At 58.5% G+C, this 25,065-nt stretch carries 22 protein-coding genes; 5 read left to right on the forward strand and 17 right to left on the reverse strand.

The genetic code is table 11. The features are described from left to right. Positions 1 to 76 precede the first annotated feature (76 nt). Positions 77 to 2,365 (reverse strand): 5-methyltetrahydropteroyltriglutamate--homocysteine S-methyltransferase, encoded by a 2,289-nt coding sequence (gene metE, locus AC2AXP_RS12580; RefSeq protein WP_484381719.1) that lies wholly within the window; start codon positions 2,363 to 2,365, stop codon positions 77 to 79. A gap of 90 nt (positions 2,366 to 2,455) precedes the next feature. Here metE and metR point away from each other — a divergent pair, with 90 nt between their 5' ends. Next, positions 2,456 to 3,430, forward strand: coding sequence for an HTH-type transcriptional regulator MetR (gene metR, locus AC2AXP_RS12585; RefSeq protein WP_004957598.1), 975 nt, complete (start codon positions 2,456 to 2,458; stop codon positions 3,428 to 3,430). Here metR and AC2AXP_RS12590 read toward each other — a convergent pair. Continuing rightward, entirely contained in the window at positions 3,375 to 4,235 is an 861-nt protein-coding gene (locus AC2AXP_RS12590) for a carboxylate/amino acid/amine transporter (protein ID WP_273868693.1), read from the reverse strand. The two genes, metR and AC2AXP_RS12590, sit on opposite strands and share 56 nt — an antisense overlap. A gap of 145 nt (positions 4,236 to 4,380) precedes the next feature. Here AC2AXP_RS12590 and AC2AXP_RS12595 point away from each other — a divergent pair, with 145 nt between their 5' ends. Then, on the forward strand, positions 4,381 to 4,707 hold the full coding sequence (locus AC2AXP_RS12595) for a hypothetical protein (protein WP_004957593.1): 327 nt from the start codon (positions 4,381 to 4,383) through the stop codon (positions 4,705 to 4,707). Between the two features lies 1 nt (position 4,708). Here AC2AXP_RS12595 and ugpQ read toward each other — a convergent pair whose 3' ends face one another. The 11 genes from ugpQ to AC2AXP_RS12650 all read right to left on the reverse strand — a co-directional run bounded on the left by ugpQ (position 4,709) and on the right by AC2AXP_RS12650 (position 16,428). Continuing rightward, positions 4,709 to 5,446 carry a glycerophosphodiester phosphodiesterase gene (gene ugpQ, locus AC2AXP_RS12600; RefSeq protein ID WP_039991560.1) on the reverse strand — a complete coding sequence of 246 codons (738 nt, stop codon included), beginning with the start codon at positions 5,444 to 5,446 and terminating at the stop codon, positions 4,709 to 4,711. Further along, the gene (locus tag AC2AXP_RS12605; RefSeq protein WP_484381720.1) at positions 5,446 to 6,519 is read right to left on the reverse strand and encodes a sn-glycerol-3-phosphate import ATP-binding protein UgpC; all 1,074 of its coding nucleotides are present in this window, start codon (positions 6,517 to 6,519) and stop codon (positions 5,446 to 5,448) included. The genes ugpQ and AC2AXP_RS12605 overlap by 1 nt, the downstream gene beginning before the upstream one ends. Then, positions 6,520 to 7,365, reverse strand: a complete 846-nt coding sequence (gene ugpE / locus AC2AXP_RS12610; RefSeq protein ID WP_484381721.1) for a sn-glycerol-3-phosphate ABC transporter permease UgpE — start codon at positions 7,363 to 7,365, stop codon at positions 6,520 to 6,522. Beyond that, positions 7,362 to 8,249: a sn-glycerol-3-phosphate ABC transporter permease UgpA gene (gene ugpA / locus AC2AXP_RS12615; protein WP_039991558.1), complete on the reverse strand. Its 888-nt coding sequence runs from the start codon at positions 8,247 to 8,249 to the stop codon at positions 7,362 to 7,364. Before ugpA ends, ugpE begins: the two co-directional genes overlap by 4 nt. A 162-nt stretch (positions 8,250 to 8,411) precedes the next feature. Then, positions 8,412 to 9,725 carry a sn-glycerol-3-phosphate ABC transporter substrate-binding protein UgpB gene (ugpB, locus tag AC2AXP_RS12620; RefSeq protein ID WP_484381722.1) on the reverse strand — a complete coding sequence of 438 codons (1,314 nt, stop codon included), beginning with the start codon at positions 9,723 to 9,725 and terminating at the stop codon, positions 8,412 to 8,414. Between the two features lie 299 nt (positions 9,726 to 10,024). Continuing rightward, positions 10,025 to 11,212 (reverse strand): aminotransferase-like domain-containing protein, encoded by a 1,188-nt coding sequence (locus AC2AXP_RS12625; protein ID WP_004957570.1) that lies wholly within the window; start codon positions 11,210 to 11,212, stop codon positions 10,025 to 10,027. 187 nt (positions 11,213 to 11,399) lie between these two features. Further along, a complete protein-coding gene (livF, locus tag AC2AXP_RS12630) occupies positions 11,400 to 12,101 on the reverse strand; it encodes a high-affinity branched-chain amino acid ABC transporter ATP-binding protein LivF (RefSeq protein WP_004957566.1) in 702 nt (233 codons plus the stop codon). Next, positions 12,101 to 12,871: a high-affinity branched-chain amino acid ABC transporter ATP-binding protein LivG gene (gene livG, locus AC2AXP_RS12635; RefSeq protein WP_198774062.1), complete on the reverse strand. Its 771-nt coding sequence runs from the start codon at positions 12,869 to 12,871 to the stop codon at positions 12,101 to 12,103. The genes livF and livG overlap by 1 nt, the downstream gene beginning before the upstream one ends. Beyond that, complete coding sequence (locus AC2AXP_RS12640; RefSeq protein ID WP_004957560.1) at positions 12,868 to 14,151, reverse strand: high-affinity branched-chain amino acid ABC transporter permease LivM; 1,284 nt, start codon at positions 14,149 to 14,151, stop codon at positions 12,868 to 12,870. The genes livG and AC2AXP_RS12640 overlap by 4 nt, the downstream gene beginning before the upstream one ends. Beyond that, the gene (livH, locus tag AC2AXP_RS12645; RefSeq protein WP_484381723.1) at positions 14,148 to 15,074 is read right to left on the reverse strand and encodes a high-affinity branched-chain amino acid ABC transporter permease LivH; all 927 of its coding nucleotides are present in this window, start codon (positions 15,072 to 15,074) and stop codon (positions 14,148 to 14,150) included. The genes AC2AXP_RS12640 and livH overlap by 4 nt, the downstream gene beginning before the upstream one ends. Positions 15,075 to 15,312: 238 nt before the next feature. Then, positions 15,313 to 16,428 (reverse strand): branched-chain amino acid ABC transporter substrate-binding protein, encoded by a 1,116-nt coding sequence (locus tag AC2AXP_RS12650; protein WP_004957555.1) that lies wholly within the window; start codon positions 16,426 to 16,428, stop codon positions 15,313 to 15,315. A gap of 403 nt (positions 16,429 to 16,831) precedes the next feature. Between AC2AXP_RS12650 and panM the strand changes: the two genes are divergently transcribed. From panM to AC2AXP_RS12665, 3 genes are all read left to right on the forward strand, one after another. Continuing rightward, complete coding sequence (gene panM / locus AC2AXP_RS12655) at positions 16,832 to 17,224, forward strand: aspartate 1-decarboxylase autocleavage activator PanM (RefSeq protein WP_004957549.1); 393 nt, start codon at positions 16,832 to 16,834, stop codon at positions 17,222 to 17,224. Further along, positions 17,221 to 18,435: a DUF3142 domain-containing protein gene (locus tag AC2AXP_RS12660; protein WP_449145518.1), complete on the forward strand. Its 1,215-nt coding sequence runs from the start codon at positions 17,221 to 17,223 to the stop codon at positions 18,433 to 18,435. Before panM ends, AC2AXP_RS12660 begins: the two co-directional genes overlap by 4 nt. A 232-nt stretch (positions 18,436 to 18,667) precedes the next feature. Then, positions 18,668 to 20,494, forward strand: a complete 1,827-nt coding sequence (locus AC2AXP_RS12665; RefSeq protein ID WP_449145522.1) for a hypothetical protein — start codon at positions 18,668 to 18,670, stop codon at positions 20,492 to 20,494. Between the two features lie 63 nt (positions 20,495 to 20,557). Here AC2AXP_RS12665 and rpoH read toward each other — a convergent pair whose 3' ends face one another. From rpoH to ftsY, 4 genes are all read right to left on the reverse strand, one after another. Further along, positions 20,558 to 21,415, reverse strand: coding sequence for an RNA polymerase sigma factor RpoH (rpoH, locus tag AC2AXP_RS12670; RefSeq protein ID WP_004957540.1), 858 nt, complete (start codon positions 21,413 to 21,415; stop codon positions 20,558 to 20,560). Positions 21,416 to 21,724: 309 nt separating this feature from the next. Further along, entirely contained in the window at positions 21,725 to 22,678 is a 954-nt protein-coding gene (gene ftsX, locus AC2AXP_RS12675) for a permease-like cell division protein FtsX (RefSeq protein ID WP_004957534.1), read from the reverse strand. Beyond that, entirely contained in the window at positions 22,668 to 23,339 is a 672-nt protein-coding gene (gene ftsE / locus AC2AXP_RS12680) for a cell division ATP-binding protein FtsE (RefSeq protein WP_004957531.1), read from the reverse strand. The genes ftsX and ftsE overlap by 11 nt, the downstream gene beginning before the upstream one ends. Before the next feature lie 5 nt (positions 23,340 to 23,344). After that, positions 23,345 to 25,018, reverse strand: a complete 1,674-nt coding sequence (gene ftsY, locus AC2AXP_RS12685; RefSeq protein ID WP_484381724.1) for a signal recognition particle-docking protein FtsY — start codon at positions 25,016 to 25,018, stop codon at positions 23,345 to 23,347. Between the last annotated feature and the right edge of the window lie 47 nt (positions 25,019 to 25,065).

The following is a 25,065-nucleotide window of genomic DNA, read 5'->3' on the forward strand; positions in this document are numbered from 1 at the left end:
GCAAAAAAAAAGGGAGCCGAAGCTCCCCATCATGATCAACAACCGCAACGCCCCGCGGGTCGGCCGCCAGAGGTCATTATGCGGTTGCGCGCAGACGCTGGGCAGCCAGCACCATATTCGCCAGCGATTGGCGCGTTTCCGGCCAGCCACGGGTTTTCAGGCCACAGTCCGGGTTCACCCACAGGCGTTCCGCTGGAATGTTTTGCGCTGCCTTGCGCAACAGCTCTTCAATCCATTCCACGCTTGGTACGTTTGGCGAGTGAATGTCATATACGCCCGGGCCGATTTCATTTGGATATTCAAACTCTTTAAACGCCTCCAGCAGATCCATATCAGAACGTGAGGTTTCAATGGTGATCACGTCCGCATCCAGCGCCGCAATGGAGTCCATGATGTCATTGAACTCGCAGTAACACATGTGGGTGTGGATCTGCGTATCATCACTGGCAACCGCAGCGTTGAGTTTGAATGCATCCACTGCCCAATCCAGATAGGCCGCCCAGTCGGACTGGCGCAGCGGTAAACCTTCACGCAGCGCAGGCTCGTCAATCTGGATAATGCCGATGCCGGCCTGTTGCAAATCGTCGACTTCGTCGCGCAGCGCCAGGGCGATTTGCCTGGCTATCACATCGCGAGTCACGTCTTCACGCGGGAACGACCAGCACAGAATGGTCACCGGACCGGTCAGCATGCCTTTTACCGGCTTGTCGGTCAGCGACTGGGCAAACGTCGCCCATTCGACGGTGATTGCTGCAGGGCGGCTGACATCACCGATAATCACCGGCGGTTTCACGCAGCGCGAGCCGTAACTCTGTACCCAGCCGTTCTGAGTGAAGGTAAAGCCGTCCAGGTTTTCACCGAAGTATTCCACCATGTCGTTACGCTCGGCTTCGCCATGCACCAGCACGTCCAGGCCGAGACGTTCCTGTTCAACGATCGCCTGTTTGATATGCTCGCCGATGCTGGTGCGATAGTTGCCGCCGTCCAGCCGCCCCTGCTTGAAATCAAGACGCAGACCGCGGATTTCAGTGGTTTGCGGGAACGAACCGATGGTGGTGGTTGGCCACGCTGGCAGATTGAAACGTTCGCGCTGCGCCTGGGCGCGCTGTGGGTACCGGCTACGGCGTTCACTGTCCTGCGCGCTGACGGCGGCCAGGCGTTTTTCTACCCGTGGGTTATGTACCCGACTGGATTGTTGGCGAGCGCGGATTGGCGCGCTGTAGGCGTCCAGCTTCGCCTGTTTTTCCGCATCAGGCGCATTTAACGCGGCGCCCAACAGCGCCAGTTCGGCACATTTCTGTAATGCGAAGGCAAACCAGCTCTTCACTTCTTCATCAAGACGCGTTTCCACGCTCAGATCGATTGGGCTGTGCAGCAGCGAGCAGGAGGTGCCGATCCACAGCGGACGGCTGCCCACCAACGGTTGCAGACGCTCGGCCCAGCGGCTCAGATCCGCCCGCCACACGTTGCGGCCGTTAACCACCCCCAGCGACAGCAGCCAATCTTTTGGCAGCGCGTTATTAACCGCGTCGATATCGTCATCACCGGCAACCAGATCCACATGCAAACCTTGCACCGGCAGGGTCGCGATGGTGGCCAGATTGTGGCCGATGCTGTCGAAATAGCTGGTTAGCAGCAACTTGACCTGGCCTTGCAGCGCGGCGTAAGCCGGCTGGTAAGCGTCCAGCCACGCCTGCGGCAGCTCCAGCACCAGTGCAGGTTCGTCGATCTGTACCCATTCGATGCCGCGCTTTGCCAACTCCGCCAGCAGTTGCTGGTATACCGGCAGAATGGCGTTCAGCAGCGACAGGCGGTCAAACTGCTCGCCCTTGACCTTACCCAGCCACAGATAGGTGACCGGTCCCAGCAGCACCGGCTTGACCTTGTGGCCCAGCGCCAACGCTTCATCAACTTCGTCCAGCAGTTGGGTCCAGCCCAGTTTAAACTGCTGGCCCTGGTGGAATTCCGGCACCATGTAGTGATAGTTGGTATTAAACCATTTGGTCATTTCCGCCGCCGCCGCCGGTTCACCGGTCGGCGCACGGCCACGGCCAATGCGGAATAGCGTATCCAGATCGATGGAACCATCCTGATTCTGATGGCGTGCCGGTACGTTGCCCAGCAGCAGGCTGGTAGTCAGAACATGATCGTACCAGGCAAAGTCGCCGACCGGCACCAGATCCACTCCGGCCTGCTGTTGCTGTTGCCAGTGACGGGCGCGCAGTTCGCGGCCAACCGCCAGCAGTTCTTCCTGCGTGGAGTTACCAGCCCAGTAGCTTTCTTGCGCTTTTTTCAGCTCGCGACGCAGGCCAACGCGTGGAAAACCCAGAGTGTGATTCAAAATTGCCATCGTCATATTCCCCATTTAGCCGTCCAGATGTTTACACATCCATAATCAGCAGGTAGTGTATTAACCACAAGCGCAATTTATTCACTGTCACTGTGAAGGACTCTCATGATCGAACTGAAACACTTACGGACGCTGCAGGCACTGCGCAATACCGGCTCTCTGGCCGCAGCGGCTGCTCAACTCCATCAGACGCAATCGGCTCTTTCGCATCAGTTCAGCGATCTGGAGCTGCGTCTGGGCTTTAAGCTGTTCGTTCGCAAAAGCCAGCCGCTGCGCTTTACCGCGCAGGGAGAGATTCTGTTGCAGTTGGCAGAGCAGGTATTGCCGCAGATTCAACAGGCGTTACAGGCCTGCCACGAGCCGCATCAGGCTACGCTGCGCATCGCCATCGAATGCCACAGTTGCATCCAATGGCTGACGCCGGCGCTGGATAATTTCCGCCAGCGCTTCCCGCAGGTGGTGATGGACTTCAAATCCGGGGTGACGTTTGATCCGCAGCCGGCGTTGCAGCAGGGCGAGCTGGATCTGGTGCTGACGTCCGATATTTTACCGCGTAGCGGGCTGCATTATTCGCCGATGTTCGACTTTGAAGTGCGGCTGGTGCTGGCACCGGATCATCCGCTGGCCAACAAACCGCATATCGAACCGCAAGACCTGATTGATGAAACCCTGATGATTTACCCGGTACAACGCCAACGTCTGGATATCTGGCGCCATTTCCTGCAGCCGGCCGGCATTAGCCCGGCATTGAAGAGCGTCGACAATACCCTGCTGCTGATCCAGATGGTCTCGGCACGCATGGGCATTGCCGCGCTGCCACACTGGGTGGTGGAAAGCTTCGAGCGCCAGGGGCTGGTGATCACCAAAACGCTGGGGGACGGTCTGTGGAGCCGGCTGTACGCCGCGGTACGTGACGGCGAGCAGCGACAGGCGGTGACCGAAGCGTTCATCCGCTCAGCGCGCCAGCACGCCTGCGATCATCTGCCGTTCGTGCGCGACGCCGCCCGCCCCAACGCCAGCGTAGCTACGGTGAAACCTTTGGCGCCACCCAACGGCGATGCACCCATAGCGAAGCTATAATCACCGCCCCGCCGATGATAAAGCTCGGCCAGTGCGGTTGCTGTTGCCAAATCGCCAGATTGACCAGCAATCCGGCGGGTACATGCATATTGTTCATGATGCCGAGCGTACCGGCATCCACCTGGGTCGCGCCGTAGTTCCACATGAAATAGCCCAGCCCGGACGCCACCACGCCCAACCACACCAGAATGCCCCATTGCAGGCCGGTGGTAGGCAGTTGGTGCGGATTGCCCCACAGCAGCCAGGCCACCACCGCTACCGCCAGCGCACCAAGGTAAAACCAGGAAAATGCGGTATGCTGTGGCAACGGGTGCACTTCCATCAGCCGCTTATAACCCACCATGCCGATGGCGAAGCTGATGTTCGCCGCCTGTACCAGCAGCAGCCCCCACCAGAAATGCTCGCTGACCTGATGGTAGCGGATAATTGCCGCCCCCAGTACCGCCAACAGCGCGCTGAATACATAGCCCCAGCGCAAGCGACGACGACTGATAAGATCATAGATTAACGTGATATACAGCGGCGTCAGCACGGTAAACAGCAGGAATTCCGGCACCGACAGATACATATAGGCGCGGAAACTCAGCAGATACATAATGCCGAGCTGACAGGCGCCCACCAGCATATACAGCAGGATCACCCGCCCCTTGATGTTGCGCCAGCGCAGGAACGGCAAGAAAACCAGCGCCGCCAGCCCAATGCGCATCAATACTGAAAACCAGCTGTCCACCTGGCCCGCCAGATATTCGCCAATCAGGCTAAAAGAAAATGCCCATAAAATGGTAGTAATAACCAGGAGTAACACGTCAATTGGGTCCTAACAGGGGTAAAAAGGCGATTGTAACGGATAGCCAGCGGCAGCGCGGCGCAAAGTGGGTTTACATGTGACTGATAATTGACCTGTCGCGCATTTTTGCCACGATAGGTTAGGATTAAACCAGGAGGAACAGATGATGATACGTCAATACGGCCTTATTGCCCTGTTGCTGATGCCCTGGCTGGCATCAGCGGAAAACGGCGTCACTACGCTGAGCGGGCAACAGCAATTTCTTAACCAGCGCAGTCAGCAGCAGCAACAACAGCGCACGCTGAATAATCAGCAACTTGACCAGCGGCGTTTGCAGCAACAGCGCCAGTTTGATAATAACCAGCAGCAATTGTTGCAAACGGCACCGAAAAACCGCCAGATGCTGCCAAACGGCAATCAGCCGAACAATCCGTTCAAGCGCACCACGCCGGCGGTGCCTGGCGTACCGTTACCGGCCGGTTCGCGCTGATTTAAAAATCTGCGCCGATCAGATCGATACGGTCGGTGCAGATGCAATCCACGCCCCAGTCGAGCAGCAGGCGCGCACGCTGCGGGCTGTTGACGGTATACACCAGAATGTGCAGCCCGGCCTGCTTCAGCTGCTGCACGCGCGCTTCGGTCAAGGCCTGATGATCGATATGCAGCGACACGCAGCCGAGCTGCTCGGTCAGTTCACGCCAGTTTTCCTGCCATGCCTCCAGCAGCAGACCGCGCGGCAGTTCCGGCACCGCGACCTGAGCCGCAGCCAGTGCCGCCACGGAAAATGACGACAGCAGCGGATCGGTTTGCCCCTGCCAGAGCAGGTGCGCCGCCAGCGCGATTACCCGGCCGGTTTCCTCCTCACTGCCGGTGGTCGGCTTAATCTCGATGTTGGCCATCAGGCCATGCTGTTTGCAACGCTCCGCCACTTCGACCAGCAACGGCAGACGTTCCCCTTTAAAGGCCGCGCTGTACCAGTTGCCGGCGTCCAGCTGCGCCAGTTGTTCCCACGACAGATCGCCCGCCACGCCCCAACCGTTACTGGTACGGTCCAGCGTGTCGTCATGCAGCAGAAAAATCTGCCCGTCCTGCGCCAGTTTGGCGTCGAATTCGATCATTTTATGGCCGTGACGGGCGCCGACGTCGATGGCCGCCAGAGTATTTTCCGGTGCCAGTGCGCCGCCGCCACGGTGAGCGACGATATGAGGGTAAGGCCAGGCTGGGGTCATCATTCGATCCGTAATCCGCTTTGAGTATCAAAAAAGTGCAACGCGTGTGCGGGCAGCTGTAAATATAACGTGCTGCCCGGCGACGGCAAGTTTTCATGCGACAACCGCACGATCACCCCGACGCCGCCCCACTGACCGTGGGCCAGGTTATCGGCCCCCAGCAGCTCCAGCGTTTGTAGCGCTAACGCAATGCCCTGCTGTGGATCATTGACCAACTGAATGTGTTCCGGACGGATGCCCAACGTCACGCGACGACCGCTCCATTCGCTACGTGCCTGTGGCAGCGGCAGCGCGCTGCCGTCGCCCAACAGCAGTTGGCGACCGTCGGCGCTGAGGATCCCCGGCAGCAGGTTCATCGCCGGCGAACCGATAAAGCTGGCGACAAACAGCGAAGCCGGACGCTGATACACCTCGCTCGGCGTGCCAATCTGCTCCGCCACGCCCTTGTTCATCACGATCACCCGCTGCGCCAGCGTCATTGCCTCCACCTGATCGTGGGTGACGTACAGGCTGGTGGTTTTCAGCCGGCGGTGCAGCTGCTGCAGCTCCAGCCGCATTTGTACCCGCAGTTTGGCATCCAGGTTGGACAGCGGCTCATCGAACAGAAATACCGCCGGCTCACGCACGATGGCACGCCCCATCGCCACGCGCTGGCGCTGACCGCCGGACAGTTCGCGCGGCTTGCGCAGCAGCAGCGGCCCCAGCTCCAGAATGCGCGCCGCTTCCTCAACCCGTTGGCGGATATGCTGTTTGCCAAAACCACGGATTTTCAGGCCGTATGCCATATTGTCGTACACGCTCATATGCGGATACAGCGCGTAGTTCTGAAACACCATCGCAATCCCGCGATCCTTGGGCTCCAGTTCGCTGACGCGGCGGCCGTCGATATAGATATCACCGCTGGAAATACGCTCCAGGCCGGCCACCATACGCAACAGCGTCGACTTGCCGCAGCCCGACGGCCCGACCATCACGATAAATTCACCGTCCGCCACATCCAGATCAAACGGTTGAATCACGGTGTTCTTGCCGTCGTAGGATTTGGTGACTGCCTGTAATTTTAAGCCTGCCATTTATTTCTCACTGTCTACCAGACCGCGCACAAACCAGCGCTGCATCAGAAGAACCACCGCAACCGGTGGAATTAACGTTAATAACATTGCCGCCATCACCTGATTCCACTGGGTCGGCGCACCGGAAGTAGAAATCATGCTTTTAATGCCCGCCACCGCGGTTCCCATCGCCGGATCGCTGGTAATCAGAATCGGCCACAGGTACTGGTTCCAGCCGTAGATAAAGGTGATAACGAACAGCGCCGCCAGATTGGTTTTCGACAGCGGCAGTACGATGTCCCAGAAAAAGCTCATCGGCCCGGCTCCATCGATGCGCGCCGCTTCCAGCAACTCATCCGGCAAGGTCATAAAGAACTGCCGAAACAGGAAGGTCGCGGTCGCCGACGCCATCAGCGGCAGGGTCAGGCCGGTGTAGCTGTCGAGCATGTCGAGATTGGCGATCACTTCCACCGTCGGGAAAATACGCACCTCTACCGGCAGCATCAGGGTGAGGAAGATCAGCCAGAAACACAGGCTGCGCAGCGGGAAGCGGAAATAGACGATCGCATAGGCCGACAGCATCGACACCGCAATCTTGCCAACGGTAATCGCCAGCGCCATCATCAGGCTGTTGAGCAGCAACAGCGAAAACGGCGCCTTGACGTTGCCCACCCCGCCCTGCCAGATCTGGCTGACGTTTTCCCACAGGTGACCGCCGGGGATCAGGCTCATCGGCACCTGAAATACCTGCCGATCGTCCAGCGTGGCGGCAACCAACGCCACGTACAGCGGGAACAGGATCAGCAGCACGCCGAGCAGCAGCATGACATGGCAGAAAATATCCAGCCCGCGTCGATTTTCTATCATTGGTAGCGCACCTTACGTTCGACAAAGCGGAACTGGATCACCGTCAGGCCAATCACCAGCAGCATCAACACCACCGACTGCGCCGCCGAGCTGGCAAGATCCAGGCCGGCGAATCCTTCGCGATAAATCTTGTAGATCAGCGTGGTGGTGGACTGTACCGGGCCGCCGCCGGTGGCGGCATCGATCACCGGGAAGGTGTCGAAGAAGGCGTAAACCAGATTGACCACCAGCAAAAAGAAGCTCACTGGCGAAATCAGCGGCAGCGCCAGGTTGAAGAAGCGCCGCACCGGACCGGCACCGTCAATTGCTGCCGCTTCCACCAGCGAGCGGGGAATCGACTGCAACGCCGCCAGGAAAAACAGAAAGTTGTAACTGATTTGCTTCCACACCGAAGCCAGCACCACCAGGAACATCGCCTGGCCGCTATGCTGGGCGTGGTTCCAGTCATACCCCAGCGCCGCCAGCGCGTGGGTAATCAGCCCCAACCCCGGGTTGAACAGGAATATCCACAGCACCGCCGCCACCGCCGGCGCAACCGCATACGGCAACAGCAGCAGGGTTTGATACAGTCGGCTGCCGTGCAGTACGTGATCCACCAGCGCGGCCAGAAACAGCGACACCAGCAGACCGATGCCGGCCACCAGAAAGCTGAACACCAGCGTGGTGTAGAACGAATCGAGATAATACGGATCGTGGAGCAACTGGGTGAAGTTATCCATCCCGACGAACTGGCTGGAAAGGCCGAACGGATCGAGGCTTTGCACCGAATACCACAGCGCTTCGCCAGCAGGCCACAGGAAGAATATCGCGGTTATCAGCAACTGCGGCAGCACCAGCGCATAGGGCAGCCAGCTGCAAGCGAAACCGGTACGTTGTGAACTCATAATCAGGAACTCATGCAGACTAAAGACGGGCGACCTGGCGTGAAACGCCATGCGCACAGCCAGTCCGGGTACCGGCAGCGCATGGCTCTCGGCGTGGACACCGCGTCCAGCCAGAGAGCGAGCGCCGCCCAATCCCGGAATGGCAAAGCACGGTAACCGTTATTACCGGGTCTGAGATTCGAAACGGCGCAGTAACACGTCGCCACGCTGTACGGCGGCATCCAGCGCCTGTTGCGGGCTCTTTTTGCCAGTCCAGACGCTTTCCAGCTCTTCATCCACCACGGTACGAATCTGTGGCATATTGCCCAGACGCAGGCCTTTGGTGAACGGCAACGGCGGCTTGTTCAGCATCTGGCGCGTCGCCACGTCGGCCCCCGGGTTCTTGTCGTAGAAGCCCTGCTGTTTGGTCAGATCATAAGCGGCGCTGGTAATCGGCAGATAGCCGGTCTTCTGATGCCATTCGGCAGCGATTTCCGGCTGTGTCAGATATTGCAGGAATTCGGCGACGCCTTTGTAGGTGGCAGCGTCTTTGCCATTCATCACCCACAGGCTGGCCCCGCCAATAATGGCGTTTTGCGGCGCGTTCGTGACGTTGGCATCATACGGCATCATGCCTACGCCGAAATTGAATTTGGCGTACTGCTTGATGTCGGCCAACGAGCCGGAAGAGGCGGTGGTGATGGCGCAGTCGCCGTTGTAAAACTTCTCGGTGGATTCGTCTTTACGGCCAAAGTAGCTGAAGTCGCCCTTCTGGTTCATGTCTGCCAACAGCTGAATGTGCTGCACCTGCAACGGCTGGTTGAACTCCAGTTTGGCGCTGGTGCCACCAAAACCGTTGTTCTCGCTGGCGAACGGCACACCGTGCCAGGCGCTGAAGTTTTCCAGCTGGATCCAGCCCTGCCAGCCGCTGGCGTAGCCACACTTCATGCCGGCTGCACGCAATTTGGCGCTGTAGGCCGCCAGATCCTGCCAGGTTTTCGGCGGCTGCTCCGGGTTCAGCCCGGCCTTTTTGAAAGCGTCCTTGTTGTAATACAACACCGGCGTGGAGCTGTTGAACGGCTGTGACAGCAGTTGGCCGCTTTTGTTGTCGGTGTAATACCCGGCGACCGTCGGTACAAACACCGACTGGTCGAATTTGATGCCGGCGTCGGCAAACACCTGATGTACCGGTTTGATCGCCTTGCTTGCCATCATGGTGGCCGTGCCTACTTCGTAAACCTGCAAGATGGCCGGCGCCTTGCCGGAACGATAAGCGGCAATGCCCGCCGCCAGACTTTGCTCGTAGTTGCCTTTGTAAACCGGCACGATCTTGACGTCGCTGTGTGTCTGGTTAAAGCGATCCGCCAGCGAATCCACTTCTTTGCCCAGTTCACCTTCCATTGAGTGCCAGAACGGGATCTCGGTCGCCGCCAGTGCCTGAGTGCTGACCGCCAGGGTCAACGCGACGCACAGCGTGGTTTTTCGAATTGTGAGCATGCCTAACTCCTGAAAAAAGCTGGTGTATCCCCCTGGCCTTGATGTCGCGACGGCATTGGCTAACCGCTGCTATCTCAACCAGTTGGCTGACAATGCTGACGGTCAGCGACCTGCTGCGACAGACAATCCCTGGGGGCAATAAGCGCGTGAGCGAAAAGAATCAGTTTTTGTTCGGAAGCCAACATGCCATGCACGGATGACAGATTAATAACGATTGCATGACAGCGATGTGACGGCAGGGTGAAATGCAGATTGCGGTTTGATGTCGGCGGCGCGGGAATAACGCGCCGCCGTGGCGTTTACAGCGAGCGACGCAAGCGAGCGACGGCTTCCTGCATTTGCTGTTCGGTGGCGGTCGCGAACGACAGGCGGAAGGTGGAGCGATCAGGATTATCGGCGAAGAAATATTCCCCCGGCACGAACACCACGCCGTTTTCCAGCGTGGTGTTCAGCCATTCGGTGGCATTGAACGGCTGACGGAAACGCGCCCACAGGAACATCCCGCCTTTTGGCATATCGAAGCTGATGGTATCGCCCAGCTCACGGGATACCAGTTCAGCGAGGATCTCGCCCTTGTGCTGGTACGCCGCGCGGATCTTGTCGATCTGCGCCGGCAGGCGATCGAGGCCAAGATAGCATTCTACGATACTCTGCGACAGGGCACTGGCATGCAGATCGGCCGCCTGTTTGATGATCGCCACCTTGTGCAGCAGCACCGGCGGCAGAATCGCCCAGCCCAGGCGTAACCCTGGCGCCAGGATCTTGGAAAACGTCGAAGTGTAGATAACGTTGTCGGTATGGCCCAGCAACTGCTGCGAGACCTGATGCAGCGTGGCGTTGCGCTGGTCGGTAAAGCGCAACTCACCGTACGGATCGTCCTCGATAATCAGGAAGTTATGCTCCACCGCCAGCTTCACCAGCAGTTCACGACGCGACGCGCTCAGCGTCAGGCCGCTCGGGTTGCCAAAGTTCGGCACCACGTAAACCCCTTTGATGCGCTGGGTTTTCAGCAGTTCGGCCAGTTCTTCAACCACCATGCCGTCGCTGTCGGAAGACACCGACATCACTCTGGCTTCGGCCAGCTCCAGCGTTTGCAAAGCCGCCAGATAGGTTGGCCGCTCCACCACAAACACATCGCCAGGGTTGACGATGGCGCGCATCACCAAATCCAGCGCCTGTTGCGAGCCGGCGGTGACCATCACCTCTTCTGGCCGCGCGCCAATACCGCGCTCGGCACACAGCGTGCAGATGCGTTGACGCAGCACCGGACTGCCTTCGGTCAAACCATATTGGAAGGCGCTTTTTGGCTGTTCGGTGATCGCCTGATGGGTCGCAATGCTCAGCCCTTCAAAGTCAAACAGCGCGTCCGAGGGAATACCGCCGGCCAGCGAAATCACATTTGGCATTTTGCTGTGCTTGAGCAATTCACGGATGGCGGAGCTTTTGACGTTAACGATGCGCTGGGCGAGCAGTCCTTCTGTCTTCATTTCTTATTCTCGTAATCGTTTATAGGATCCAGCCGGATATCCTCTGGCAGATATTCCACAGAATACCCTATGGATTTCGAGTTACAGCCAGGCAGCCAGCTCACTCCTCACCAGAAGCTTACTCGAGTAAGTAACGGGAGGGAGTAAGAGCAGTTAACAACGCTGTAGCTTGCAAGACGACGGGTAGTTAACCGCCGAGATACGCCGACCTCACTGCTTCATTGGCGAGCAATGCGGCACCGGTATCTTCCAACACCACGCGGCCATTTTCCAGCACATAACCGCGATCCGCCAGTTTCAGCGCCTGATTGGCGTTTTGTTCCACCAGGAAGATGGTCATCCCTTCTTCACGCAGTTGCTGAATGATGTCGAAAATCTGCTGAATGATGATTGGCGCCAGCCCGAGCGAGGGTTCGTCCAGCAGCAGCAGCTTTGGCTGACTCATCAGCGCACGACCGATGGCCAGCATCTGCTGTTCGCCGCCGGACATGGTACCGGAACGCTGACTGCGGCGTTCCAGCAGGCGTGGAAACAGGTTGAACACCCGCTCAATGCGCTGTTGGTATTGCTGACGATTGGCAAAAAATCCGCCCATCGCCAGGTTTTCTTCTACCGTCATGCGCGAAAAAACCCGCCGCCCTTCAGGCACAATCGCCACCGCTTCCCGCATGATACGTGAGGTCTGCCATTGGGTAATGTCCCGATCGAGCAGCGTGACGCTGCCTTCGCTGGCACGCGGCTCGCCGCACAGAGTACCCAGCAGCGTAGTCTTGCCGGCGCCGTTCGCGCCAATCAGGGTGACAATCTCCCCCTGCTGTATGTTCAGACTGACCTGATGCAGTGCCTGAATCTTCCCGTAATGGGCGGAAACCTGATTAAACGACAACATTATGCTTCCCCCAGATACGCCCGGATCACGTCCGGGTTGTTACGAATTTCTTCTGGCGTGCCCTGCGCCAACGGCGTTCCCTGATTCACCACATAGATACGATCGGAAATGCCCATCACCAGTTTCATGTCGTGCTCAATCAACAGCACTGACACGTTGTGCCGATCGCGCAGCTCGACGATCAGATGATCCAGCTCGTCGGTTTCCTTCGGGTTCAGGCCTGCCGCCGGTTCGTCCAGCATCAGCAGCTCCGGCCGCGTCACCATGCAGCGGGCGATTTCCAGCCGCCGCTGCTGGCCGTAAGCCAGATTTCCCGCCGAGCGGTTGGCCATATCCAGCAGGCCGACGCGTTCCAGCCACACCGCCGCCCGCTCCAGCGCATCGGCTTCGGCCCGGCGAAATCCCGGGGTTTTCAACAGTCCGGCGAACACGCCGCTTTTCAGATGCTGGTGCTGGGCAACCAGCAGGTTTTCTACCACCGTCATTTCACGAAACAGCCGCACATGCTGGAAGGTTCGCACCACCCCCATGCGGGCGATGGCCTGGCCGTTCAGCCCTTCAAGATGCCGATCGCGCAGCCGGATACTGCCGCTGGTCGGGCGATAAAAGCCGGTCAGGCAGTTGAATACCGTGGTTTTCCCGGCGCCGTTAGGGCCGATCAACGAAACGATTTCACCCTGGTGCAAATCCAGCGCGACGTTATTCACCGCCAGCAGACCACCGAAACGCATCGACAGTCCTTCAACCGCCAATAAAGGCTGCGCATTCATGGCCGCTCTCCTTTTACCGCGTGAATATCTGCCGCTTTCAGCTTCAGCTGAGGACGTTTCATTGGCAACAGTCCCTGCGGTCGCCAGATCATCATCAATACCATTAGCGCACCCAACAGCAACATGCTGTATTCATTCAAATCACGCATCATTTCACGCGACACTACCAGCAGAATCGCCGCCAGAATGACCGCAAACTGCGAGCCCATGCCGCCAAGTACCACAATCGCCAGTACGAACGCCGACTCGACGAAGGTGAAGGACTCCGGGCTGACAAACCCCTGGCGTGCCGCAAACAGCGTACCGGCAAAGCCGGCGAAGGCGGCGCTGATGGTGAACGCCGTCAGCTTGATTTTGGTTGGACTGAGGCCAAGCGAACGGCAGGCGATTTCATCCTCGCGCAGCGCTTCCCAGGCACGCCCCAGCGGCATGCGCAGCAGACGGTTGATAACGAACAGCGTCAGTACCACCAGCAGCAACGCCACCAGATACAGGAAGATGATGCGATCGCTCGGATCGTATTGCAGCCCAAAGAAATTGTGGAAGGTGTCCCAGCCGCCATCGCGCGCGCTGCGGCTGAATTCCAGCCCGAACAGCGTGGGTTTGGGGATCTGGCTGATGCCGTTTGGCCCACCGGTAATGTCGGTATTGTTGAGCAGCAAAATACGTACGATCTCGCCGAACCCCAGCGTCACAATCGCCAGATAATCGCCGCGCAGGCGCAATACCGGGAAACCCAGCAGGAAACCGAACGCCGCAGTAACGATACCCGCCAGCGGCAGACTTTCCCAGAATCCAAGGCCGTAATAGTGATTCAGCAGCGCATAGGTGTAAGCGCCAATGGCATAAAAACCGCCGTACCCCAGCACCAGCAGCCCGGACAGCCCCACCACCACGTTCAGACCCAGGCCCAGCATGACGTAGATCAACGTCAGGGTGGCAATATCCACCGTGCCGCGCGACACGAAAAACGGCCAGGCAACGGCGGCAATGATCAACAGCGCCGCCAACAGCTTCTGCCGTAGCGTGGTACCGTCAAAACTCGGCAGCACCCACGACGGGCCGGACATCTTGCCGAGTCCCTGCTGCATCAATGGCCGCAGCAGTTGGAAGAAAAACACCACCGCGCAGCCAATGCCAATCCACATCCAGCGGACTTCCGCCGCGCCATGCACTACCAGCCGGGTGCCTTCCAGGCTCAGCTGCATGCCCATCAGAAACGACGCCATCACCAGCAGCACCAGCGTGGCGATAACCGCATTAAGCAGGTTGAGCTTCATACTTTCTCAACCTCCGGACGGCCCAGGATGCCGGTCGGCATCACCAACAGCACCACGATCAGCAAGGCGAACGATACGACGTCCTTATATTCGGCGCTCAGGTACGCCGAGGTCAGCGCTTCGGCCACCCCGAGCACCAATCCACCGATCATTGCCCCCGGAATGCTGCCAATCCCCCCCAGCACCGCAGCGGTGAAGGCCTTCATGCCCGCCATAAAACCGATATAAGGGTTGATCACGCCATAGAACTGTCCCAGCAATACGCCGGCAACCGCCGCCATCACCGCACCAATCACGAAGGTCAGCGAAATCACGCGGTCGGTATTGATGCCCAGCAGGCTGGCCATTTTCAGATCTTCGGCACAGGCGCGGCAGGCACGTCCCATGCGCGAATAGCGGATAAACAGCGTCAGCGCCAGCATCGCCAGGAAGGTCACCAGCCAGATGATGATTTGCATGGTGCTGACGGTGGCGGCGAAGCCGTTGCTTTCACTCAATACCCAGCGCCCGGTAACCAGGCTCGGCAGCGCGACGTCACGGGAACCCTGCGTCAGACTGACGTAGTTTTGCAGAAATATTGACATGCCGATGGCGGAGATCAGGGCGATCAGGCGCTTGGAATGGCGCACCGGCTTGTAGGCCACGCGTTCGATGCTCCAGCCGTAGGCGCTGGCAATCACGATCGACGCCAGGAAACCGGCACCGATCAGCAACCAGCTGGCATCGATGCCCATCATCATCAGCGCGGCAATGGCGATAAACGAGACATAACTGCCAATCATGTAGACCTCGCCGTGGGCGAAGTTGATCATGCCGATAATGCCGTAAACCATGGTGTAACCAATGGCGATCAGCGCATAGGTACTGCCCAGCGTGACGCCATTGAACATTTGCTGCAGAAAATAGAGAAACTGCTCTGACATACTCGAACCCTTGGCTGCGCTTTGATAGCAGCCTGGAATAAAATCGCTAAAGACGTTTATGCCCAATGGATTCCACGTTACTGCCAACCACGCCGCAAGGTGAAAAACGCCGGGTATACCCTAAATAATTGGCGCTGCATCAAGGCGGCAAGGCCGTAAATCCCCAGTCGCTTAATCAACCAAACGGCTGGGGCATGGAGGCGGTCAGCCCAGAGGCAGCTGCAAGTATGACGGGTATTTATTTGATTGGCGTTGAGCTACCGTCGGCATGCCATTCGAACACGCCAAACTCAAAGCCTTTCAGATCGCCCTTGTCATCCCAGCTCAGCGGCCCCATCACCGTGTCTACCGGTTTGCCGCTCTTCAGATCCTTGACGATGTCTTCCGGCTCTTGACTGCCGCTGCGCTCCATCCCGGTGGTCAGCGATTGCAGCGCGGCATAGGTGGTCCAGACGAACGGCCCGGTCGGATCCAGCTTTTTGGCTTTCAGAGCATCCACGACGGCTTTGTTGGCCGGTACCTGATCGTAGCGTTTTGGCAGCGTGACCAGCATGCCTTCAGACGCGGCGCCAGCGATGTTGGACAGCGATGAGTTGCCCACACCCTCTGGCCCCATAAAGCGGGTAGTCAGACCGGCCTGCTTGGCCTGGCGCAGGATCTGCCCCATTTCCGGGTAATAGCCGCCGAAGTAGACGAAATCCACGTTCTCTTTTTTCAGGCGTGCGACCAGCGTGGAGAAGTCTTTGTCGCCGGCGGTGATGCCTTCAAACATCACCGGCTTGACGCCGGCCTTTTGCAGGCTGTCACGCACCGAACGCGCCAGGCCTTCACCGTATTGCTGCTTGTCATGCACCACGGCAATGCGCTGCGGTTTGATGGTTTCCATGATGTATTTGGCGGCGGTCGGCCCCTGATCGGAATCCAGACCGGTGGTGCGCATGATCATTTTGTAACCGCGGGTGGTCAGATCGGCATTGGTGGCAGCCGGGGTAATCATGATCACGCCTTCATCTTCATAAATGTCCGACGCAGGTTGGGTCGACGAGGAACACAGATGGCCGATAACGTAGCGGATGCCGTCATTGATCACTTTGTTGGCCACCGCCACCGCCTGTTTGGGGTCGCAGGCGTCGTCATATTCCACCGCCACCAGCTTATCGCCCTTGATGCCACCTTTGGCGTTGATATCGGCAATCGCCTGACGCGCGCCGGTAAACTCCATATCGCCATATTGCGCTACCGGGCCGGACATCGCACCAACGATCGCTACCTTGATATCTTTCGCCATGGCGGCATGGCCGATCGCCATCGCGATACAGCCGGCCAGCAGCGCTTTACCTGTTGTTAATTTCATCCGCGTTATCCCCTTTGTCGTTGTGAACGTGCCGTTGTGTTTGCCCAACCCAATCGCTAATTATCACTAATATCCATAAGTAATAATGATTTAGGTGTTTATCTGGCAATATTTTCTAATAAGACTTTATTTTTCATGCCATTAAACAGGAATTTTATTCTGCAAATCAACTGGCACAACCAGAAACAAGCGGTGTAAACAGCATAAAACTCGGATGAGATCTGCGCCATTTTGCGCCGAAGATAGTGTGTTGTGCTGGTTAACGATCTGTTTACTAATTTTTTACTCGGAAAACGTGTCTGGCAAAAAACATTCTGCGTAGTCTTCGTACAGAAAAAGTTACACAACCAGCCAGGCAAGATCCATTACACTGACAGCATCGATAATTCGTTCGGAAATCTGCATGAAACTGACCATCGAGCGGTTAACCGCACTGTCCGCCCAGGATCTGATCGACCTGGGTAAAATCTGGCCTCAGCAACAGCCGGCACAGTGGCAGGAATGGCTGGAGGGCGACAAGGCGCTGTTCGGCGCACGTTTCAATCAACGGCTGCTGGGCGCCATGAAAGTCACGCTGGAGGGCGAGCGCGCGCATCTGCACGATCTGCTGGTACGCGACGTTACCCGCCGCCGCGGCGTAGGGTTGTATCTGGTACAGGATGCACAGCGTCAATTGCCACAGGTGGCGCATTGGCAGCTGTCCACCACCGGTCTTGCTCCACGTGAGCGTGGTGAAGTCGACAATTTCATGCGCGCCTGCGGTTTTCGCGCGCAGGGTGATAGCTGGTATAAATGAGACGCAGGCTAGCCGCGTTAGCATTGATCGCGCTGGCGCTGGCGGCGTGGTTTGCCGGCCGCCAGCAAGGATTGCAGCCACCGCCCCTGGATCAGCAGGTCTACCTGTGGCAACGGGTCTGGACAGCGCAACATGCGCAGGCGCTGGCGGACAGCAAGCCGCTGTTTTCCACATTGCGCGTGCTCGGCCTGCAGGTACATGCACACGACAGAGTGCGGCCGATCCCGGTCAATAGCGCATTGCTGCGCCAGGATGGACGCCCGCTGTGGCTGGTAGCACGTATCGACGGCCAACTGCCGCAGCCTGACGCGGCGTCGATTCGCCTGGCGGTGCTGCAACAGCTGCAACGCTGGCAAGCCGCCGGGCTGAACGTCACCGGCATTGAGATCGATCATGACGCGGCCACCGCGCGTCTGCCGCAGTATCGCGATTTTATCCAACGTTTGCGCCAGCAGTTGCCGCCGTCGATACAGCTCAGCATTACCGCGCTACCTGCCTGGCTGAATTCACCGACGCTGGCCGCATTGCTGCGCGAGGTCGACAGTTCGGTGCTGCAGGTACACGCCGTGCTGTCTCCCCGGCAGGGGCTGTTCAACGGCGCGCTGGCGCTGCAATGGGCACAGCGCTACGCGCGGGTGTCTACCCAGCCGTTCCGCCTGGCGTTACCGGCCTATGGCATGGGGCTGGTGGGCTTTGATGCACAAGGCCCGCAGGTAGAAAGCGAAGCGTCGTTGCGGGTGGCTGGCGCCATACAGGAACTGACGGTGGCACCGCAACAGGTGGCCGATGTCCTGCAGCGCCTGGCGGCTCAGCCGGTCGCTCATCTGCGCGGCATCGTCTGGTTTCGCTTGCCGCTGCCCAACGACCGGCGCGCCTGGTCGCTGACAACGCTGCGTGCGGTGATAGAACAGCAACCTCTGGTCGCCCACTGGCAGGTAAAAATCCGCCCGCAAGCACGGCAAAACGGCTTATATGATCTGATAATACACAATAGCGGTCCGGTGGATGCGCCGCTGCCGGCAGCGGTCGATATCGCCGCCAGCGACTGTCTGGCCGCCGACGCGGTGGGCAATTACCGGTTGGAATCCACCCCGCAACAGCAGCGCTTTATCCGCACCGGCAACGATCTGGTTCGTGCCGGACAATCGCGCCCGTTAGGTTGGCTGCGCTGCCAACAATTGACGCCAGGAGGCACCCTTGTCACACCGTGATGTACGTTCAGGCCGGCCACTACCGCTAGCCTTGTTGATCGGCGCCGCATTGACCGCGCCGCTCGGCCACGCCTGCGGGCCAGACTTCCCGAATCGGCTGCTGATCGATCGCAATGGCACACTGCTCACCATGCCGGAAGGCAATTTCGATTTTGAAACCAGCCGTTTGGTTCCGTTCGACCCACAATTGCCACGCTGGCATGCGCCGCCGCCAGCGCTACCGCCCAGGCCAATGCCGCTGTCACCGGAAACGGTGATTATCAACAAAATGCGCGCCGCCAAAACGGTGGAAGAGGCAGATACGGTCAATAGCCAGGGGATCTCTGGCGCGGCGCGGCAATACACGCTGGGCGCGGTGGCGTTCGCGGCCAATGACCCGCGTGCGGCGGAATATTTCAAGCAGGTACTGGCATTGCCGGCCGACCAGCAGGGCGACTGGGGATTGCGGGCACAGTATTCCCTTGGCCGTGTGTTGATGAACGATCGCGGAACGCCGGAAAACCCGGACAACGATACCCCGTCGCAGCCGACGCGTCATCCCGGCGCCGCCGAGCTCAAACAGGCGCTGGCGGCGTTCCAGCAGGTGATCGAGCGCGTACAGAACGGTAGCGACGATCCTGACCAACTGGCACTCAGCAGCCTGGGGCAACAGGCACGCATTCAACTGTGGCTGGGCGACATTCGCGCCGCGGCGCATCTTTATGCCCAGCAGGCGGCGCAAGGGGATGCCAGTGGCGGGCAGTCGCTGCAATACGTTTCGAGTATGCTGGTCAGTCCGGCGCATTTTGCCCAACTCAAACAGATCGTCGACGATCCGCTGATCCAGCAACTGGTCACTGTCGAACTGTTTGCCCGCAGCGCGAATTTGCAAATGCAAGATACCGACGCCGTCGGCAGCCGTTCCAAACAGATTACCCGGCAAATCCTGACGCTTTTAAATGCGTCGGTCAAAACCGGCTTTAACGGCAGCGATCGGCTGGCGGCGCTGGCCTACCGTTCTGGCAATTATCCCCTCAGCGCCAGTCTGTTGAAACACGCTGGTGATTCGGGCCTGGCCTGGTGGCTGCGTGCCAAAATGGCCTTGCGCGACGGCGACGTGAAAACCGCCACCGATGCTTATGCCAAGGCTGCAGCCGCCTTCCCGTCTGACGAAAACTGGGGCGAACAACGCGGCGCAAACTTTGCCGCAGAAACCATCATCCCGGATTGCCGTATTGCCGGTGAACAGGCGATATTGGCGTTAAACCGCGGTGATTATCTGCAGGCGCTGGCCCTGCTGTATCAAGGCAGGGAGCAATATTGGGCCGACGTGGCCGATGTGGCAGAACGGGTGCTGACGGTCGACGAACTGAAGGATTTTGTCGATAAACAGGTACCGGCGCCAAGCACGCCGCTAAAACCGCAACTGGCCAATGAATATCCCGGTCAGCAGCTAACCCCGGCGGTGCAGTTGCGTGAACTGTTGGCGCGGCGGCTGATGCGTGCCGGTCGCTATCAGGAAGCGCTGGACTACTTTGCCGTGCCCAACTACCGCCAGACGGCGCAGCAGGTTGGCGAGGCGCTCAGCGCCGCGACCAATGGCGACAATGGCAAGCTGACGCGTGCGCAGGGGTATTATCAGGCGGCTACCCTGCTGGGCAGCCAGGGGCTGAACCTGACCGGTTATGAAATGACGCCGGATTACGGCATTTACCAGGCCAACTATTCCTCTCTGGGTGACGCCTTCGATACGCGCGAACTGAAGCACAAAAGCTGGATCAGCGTTGCCGAAGCCACCCGCGCCGCCAAAGCGCTGCCACAGCAGGATAACCGCTTTCTGCATTACCGCTGGCAGGCGGTGGGGCTGGCGCAAAAAGCCGCCGATCTGCTACCGCCAAAAAGTCAGGCTTACGCCGCGGTGTTGTGCAACGCCGCCAGTTGGGTTATCAAGCGTGACGCCAAAACCGGTCACGCGCTCTATCAGCGCTACCTCAAGAACGGCACGCCGTACGCTTGGGCGAGCAAATTCGGCTACGACTGCCCTGCTCCAGATTTTGCAGCGCTGAATAACGCCTCTTGAACGGTGTTGTATTTCAGGCATAAAAAAACCCGGCCAAGCCGGGTTTTTCATATGTGTAGCGGATTACGCTTCAATCGCCATTTTCAGTTTCTTCATGGCGTTCTTTTCAAGCTGGCGCACACGCTCTGCGGAAACGCCGTACTGATCGGCCAGTTCCTGCAAGGTGGATTTGTTGTCATCGTCCAACCAGCGGGCGCGAATGATATGCTGGCTGCGTTCGTCCAGACCTTCCAGCGCATAGGCCAGCTTGTCTGCGGCGTTGCTTTCCCAGTTGTCTTCTTCGATGCCTTCGGCAAAGTCGGAGGTTTTGTCCTGCAAATACAGTACCGGCGCCATTGACTGGCCGTCGCGCGCTTCGTCATCCGGCGTAGGATCAAAGGTCATGTCCTGCGCGGCCATGCGCGATTCCATTTCCCGCACGTCTTTGCTGGTCACCCCCAGCTCGCGTGCCACCAGCTCCACTTCGTCCTGGTTGAACCACCCCAGACGCTGTTTGGTTTTACGCAGGTTAAAGAACAGCTTACGCTGTGCCTTGGTGGTTGCTACCTTGACGATACGCCAGTTGCGCAGCACGTATTCATGAATTTCTGCCTTAATCCAATGCACCGCAAAGGAAACCAGACGCACGCCAACCTCGGGGTTGAAGCGACGAACAGCTTTCATCAGGCCGATATTACCTTCCTGGATCAGATCTGCCTGTGGCAGGCCATAGCCGGAATAATTGCGGGCAATATGAGCGACAAAGCGCAGGTGAGACAGGATTAGCTGCTTAGCGGCTTCCAGATCGCCCTGATAATGCAGCCGTTCAGCCAGCTCCCGCTCTTCCTCTGCCGTCAGCATCGGATAGGCGTTGGCTGCCCGAATATAGGCTTCCAAGCTACCTTGGGGTACTAAGGCTAAAGTTTGCATTTCTTTGGTCATTCAAACCCTCTCTTTAAAACGGATCATGCAGGTGAGTCATTACGGCGGGGAGTTGTTGATTTTACGGCAGTTGCTGTTGCAAAAGCGGTTCCGCACGCCGGACACCTTAACATTTGCTGCAAGTTTTGACCGTGTTCCACCCTAAGAGTTCACTGTTTTTCGATCACAATGTTGCTGACAATACGTGACCAAGGCTCAGGATGATAGGGAATTTGTGCGCTTGGGAAAAGGCGCGATCCAAAGGATCCGCTGGGCGCTTCTCCTGCCACACGACAAAACGCAGCAGGAGAAGAGTATACCAAAAAAATTTTATTGTGGTGTAAATCGGCGTAAATGTTGCACCGTCGCCAGCCAGGCGGCGATCCAGCCGATCATCGCTGCGACGATCAGCAGCAACAGCGCTTCGTCCCAGCCGAGGCCATGCAGCGTGAAGGTAGTACCGAACACCTTCGCCACCCCGGTCACCACCGACTCCAGTTTCCACACCAGCGCGCCGGACAACAGCAGCGAGAACAGCGCACCGAAGAAGCCAAGCATCGCGCCGCCGTTGAGGAATGGCCGCAGGATGAAGCCATCGGTGGCGCCGATCAGCTTCATCACGTTGATGGTATCGCGGCGGCTGAAGATGCTCAGACGCACGCTGTTGCCGATCACCAGGAACACCGCCACTACCATCAGAATGCCGATAATCGCCGCGACCTGCCCAACCAGCCCGGTTAACGCCGCCAGACGGGCGAACCAGCTGTCGTCCATCCGCACTTCGTCGACGCCCTGCACCGCCGCCACCCGGTCACGCAGCGTATTCAGCGTGTCGGAACTCTGGAAGCTCATCTTCGGCGTGATAATCGCCACCGCCGGCAACGGGTTTTCCTCCAGCATATCGAGCGCACCGCCAAAGCCGGACCAGTTGCGGAATTCACCGCGCGCTTCTTCGCGCGACAGGTAATTGACCTTTTCGACGCCCGCCTCGGCCTTGATGACGTCCAGCACCTTGACCGCCGCGTCATCGTCGAGCGACTTGTCGAGATACACCGTCAGCTGCGGTGTCGGATACCACTGCGTGGCAGCGGTACTGACGTTCTTCCAGACGATATAGCACACGCTCGGCAACGTTAGAGAGATGGCTATTACCATCACCGTCAGCAGCGTCGCCAGCGGTTGGCGCAGCATGTCCTTGATGGCGTTCATCCAGGCATAGCGCCATTGTTCACGCCAGCCGCCGCGCAGCGCCTTGCTCTTGGCGGTTTTTGCGTTATTCGCCATGATGCGCTCCTCCTGCCATACGGCCCTGGCTGAGCGTCAGGATGCGGTAATTGCGCCGGGCGATCAGCCCGGTATCGTGCGTTGCCATCAGCACCGTTACCCCAACGCGGTTAAACTCTTCAAACAGGCGTAGAATGCCTTCGGACAGCGCATCGTCCAGGTTGCCGGTTGGCTCATCCGCCAACAGCACCGCAGGTTTGTTCACCACCGCGCGGGCAATGCCGACACGTTGTTGTTCACCGCCGGACAGCTGGATCGGGAAGTTCTTCGCTTTGTCCAACAGCCCGACCTTGTCCAGTGCTGCCGATACGCGACGACGGATATCCTCGGTGCTGGCACCGGAGATGATCAGCGGCATGGCCACGTTGTCATAGACGGTACGATCCAGCAGCAGATGGTGATCCTGGAAAATCATGCCGATCTGACGACGCAGAAACGGCACCTCACTGTTTTTCAACCGGCTGATGTCGTGGCCGCCAAACCAGATATGGCCGGCGCTTGGCCGTTCAATACCACAAATCAGTTTCAGCAGGGTACTTTTACCCGCGCCGGAATGGCCGGTCAGGAATGCCATCTCTGCCGGACGCAGATGAAAATCAACGCCCTGCAGCGCTTGTCGTCCGCCCAGATAAGCTTTACTGACCTGTTCAAAGCGAATCATCCGTATTAATCCTCTCGGGCAAAAAGTGCCTCAATAAAATCGTCGGCCTTGAAAGGCCGCAAATCTTCGATGCCTTCACCGACACCGATATAACGAATCGGAATGCCGAACTGATCGGCAATGGCGAAGATCACCCCGCCCTTGGCGGTACCGTCCAGTTTAGTCAGAGTGATGCCAGTTAAGCCCACGGCTTCATTAAATAATTTCGCCTGGCTGACCGCATTCTGACCGGTGCTGGCGTCCAGCGTCAGCATAACCTCATGGGGGGCATGCTCGTCCAGTTTTTTCATGACTCGGACGATCTTCTTCAGCTCCTCCATCAAGTGGGCCTTATTTTGCAAACGCCCTGCGGTATCGGCGATCAAGACATCCACGCCACGCGCTTTGGCGGCCTGCACCGCGTCAAAAATCACCGAGGCGGAATCGGCGCCGGTATGCTGCGCCACCACCGGGATACGATTGCGTTCGCCCCAGACCTGCAGCTGTTCGACCGCCGCGGCACGGAAGGTGTCGCCCGCCGCCAGCATTACCGACTTGCCTTCTGCCTGGAACTGGCGCGCCAACTTACCGATAGTGGTGGTTTTGCCAACGCCGTTAACGCCAACCATAAGAATGACATACGGCGTTTTGCCACTGACATCCAGCGGTTGATCCACCTTGGCCAGAATTTCAGACATTTCCTCCTTCAGCTTGCCGTAGAGCGCCTCGGCGTCTTTCAATTGCTTGCGGCTGGCATGCAGCGTGAGGGATTCAATGATTTTACGCGTGGTTTCGACGCCAACGTCGGCAATCAGCAGCTGTTCTTCGAGTTCTTCGAACAGATCGTCGTCGATCTTCTTGCCACGGAACAAGCCAATAAAGCCGGAACCGAGGTTCTGTTTGGTTTTGATCAGGCTGCGCTTCAAACGGGCGAAGAAGCCTTCCTTGCTCGGCCGTTCCTGTTCCTGGGTTACCGCCGGCGCCGCGAGGTCTTCAGCAGTTTCAGACGCTGGGGCGGCGACGATCGGCGCTAACGCGACGCTGGCTGGCAACGGCTGCGCTTCCGGCTCGGATGGCAACACCGATTCTGGCTCGGGCTGGGGTACGTGCGGCTCCGCTGGTTGAGCGGCCGCCTGGACCGGTTCCGGTGCGGGTTCCTGCACGGGTTCCTGCACAGGTTCCGGCTCTGGCTGTGGCTGTGGCTCTGGCTCTGGCTGTGGTTCCGGCTGTGGTTCCGGCTCTTCTACCGGCGGCTGTTCGACCTCTGGCTCCGGTTCCTTCACCGGCACAATGCGTTCTGGTTCCGGCTCGGCCAGTGGCTCAGGCATTGCGTCTATCTGCGGCTCGGCTTGCGCCAGCGCTTCAGATGACCGTTCTGCCACTACCTGTTCCGTGACGGCAACCACCTCGTCAGCCAACCGTTCAGCCGACGCCGTGCGTTCGACGATGCCCGGCACGTTTTCTGCGATCTGTTCCCCGTTGAGGCTGCCGTCCCATTCTCCCGGGGTATCAACCGAGGCGGCCGGCTCAGATTCCTGCGCAGGGAGCTTGTCATCCAGCGTGGGGGCCACCGGCTCGGCCGGTGTCGCTACCGCCTGCTGTTCAGCCTGTTCGGCTGACGGCTCAGGTTGCTGCTGTTGTTCTTCCTTCTGGCCAAAGCCCAGCCAGGAGAAAAACCCACGTTTCTTATCTTTTGCCATGTTGTGACCTTGCTCCGTACCGATGGCTAATAACGAAAATATTTTAA

The organism is Serratia sp. Sp408, from assembly GCF_057180665.1.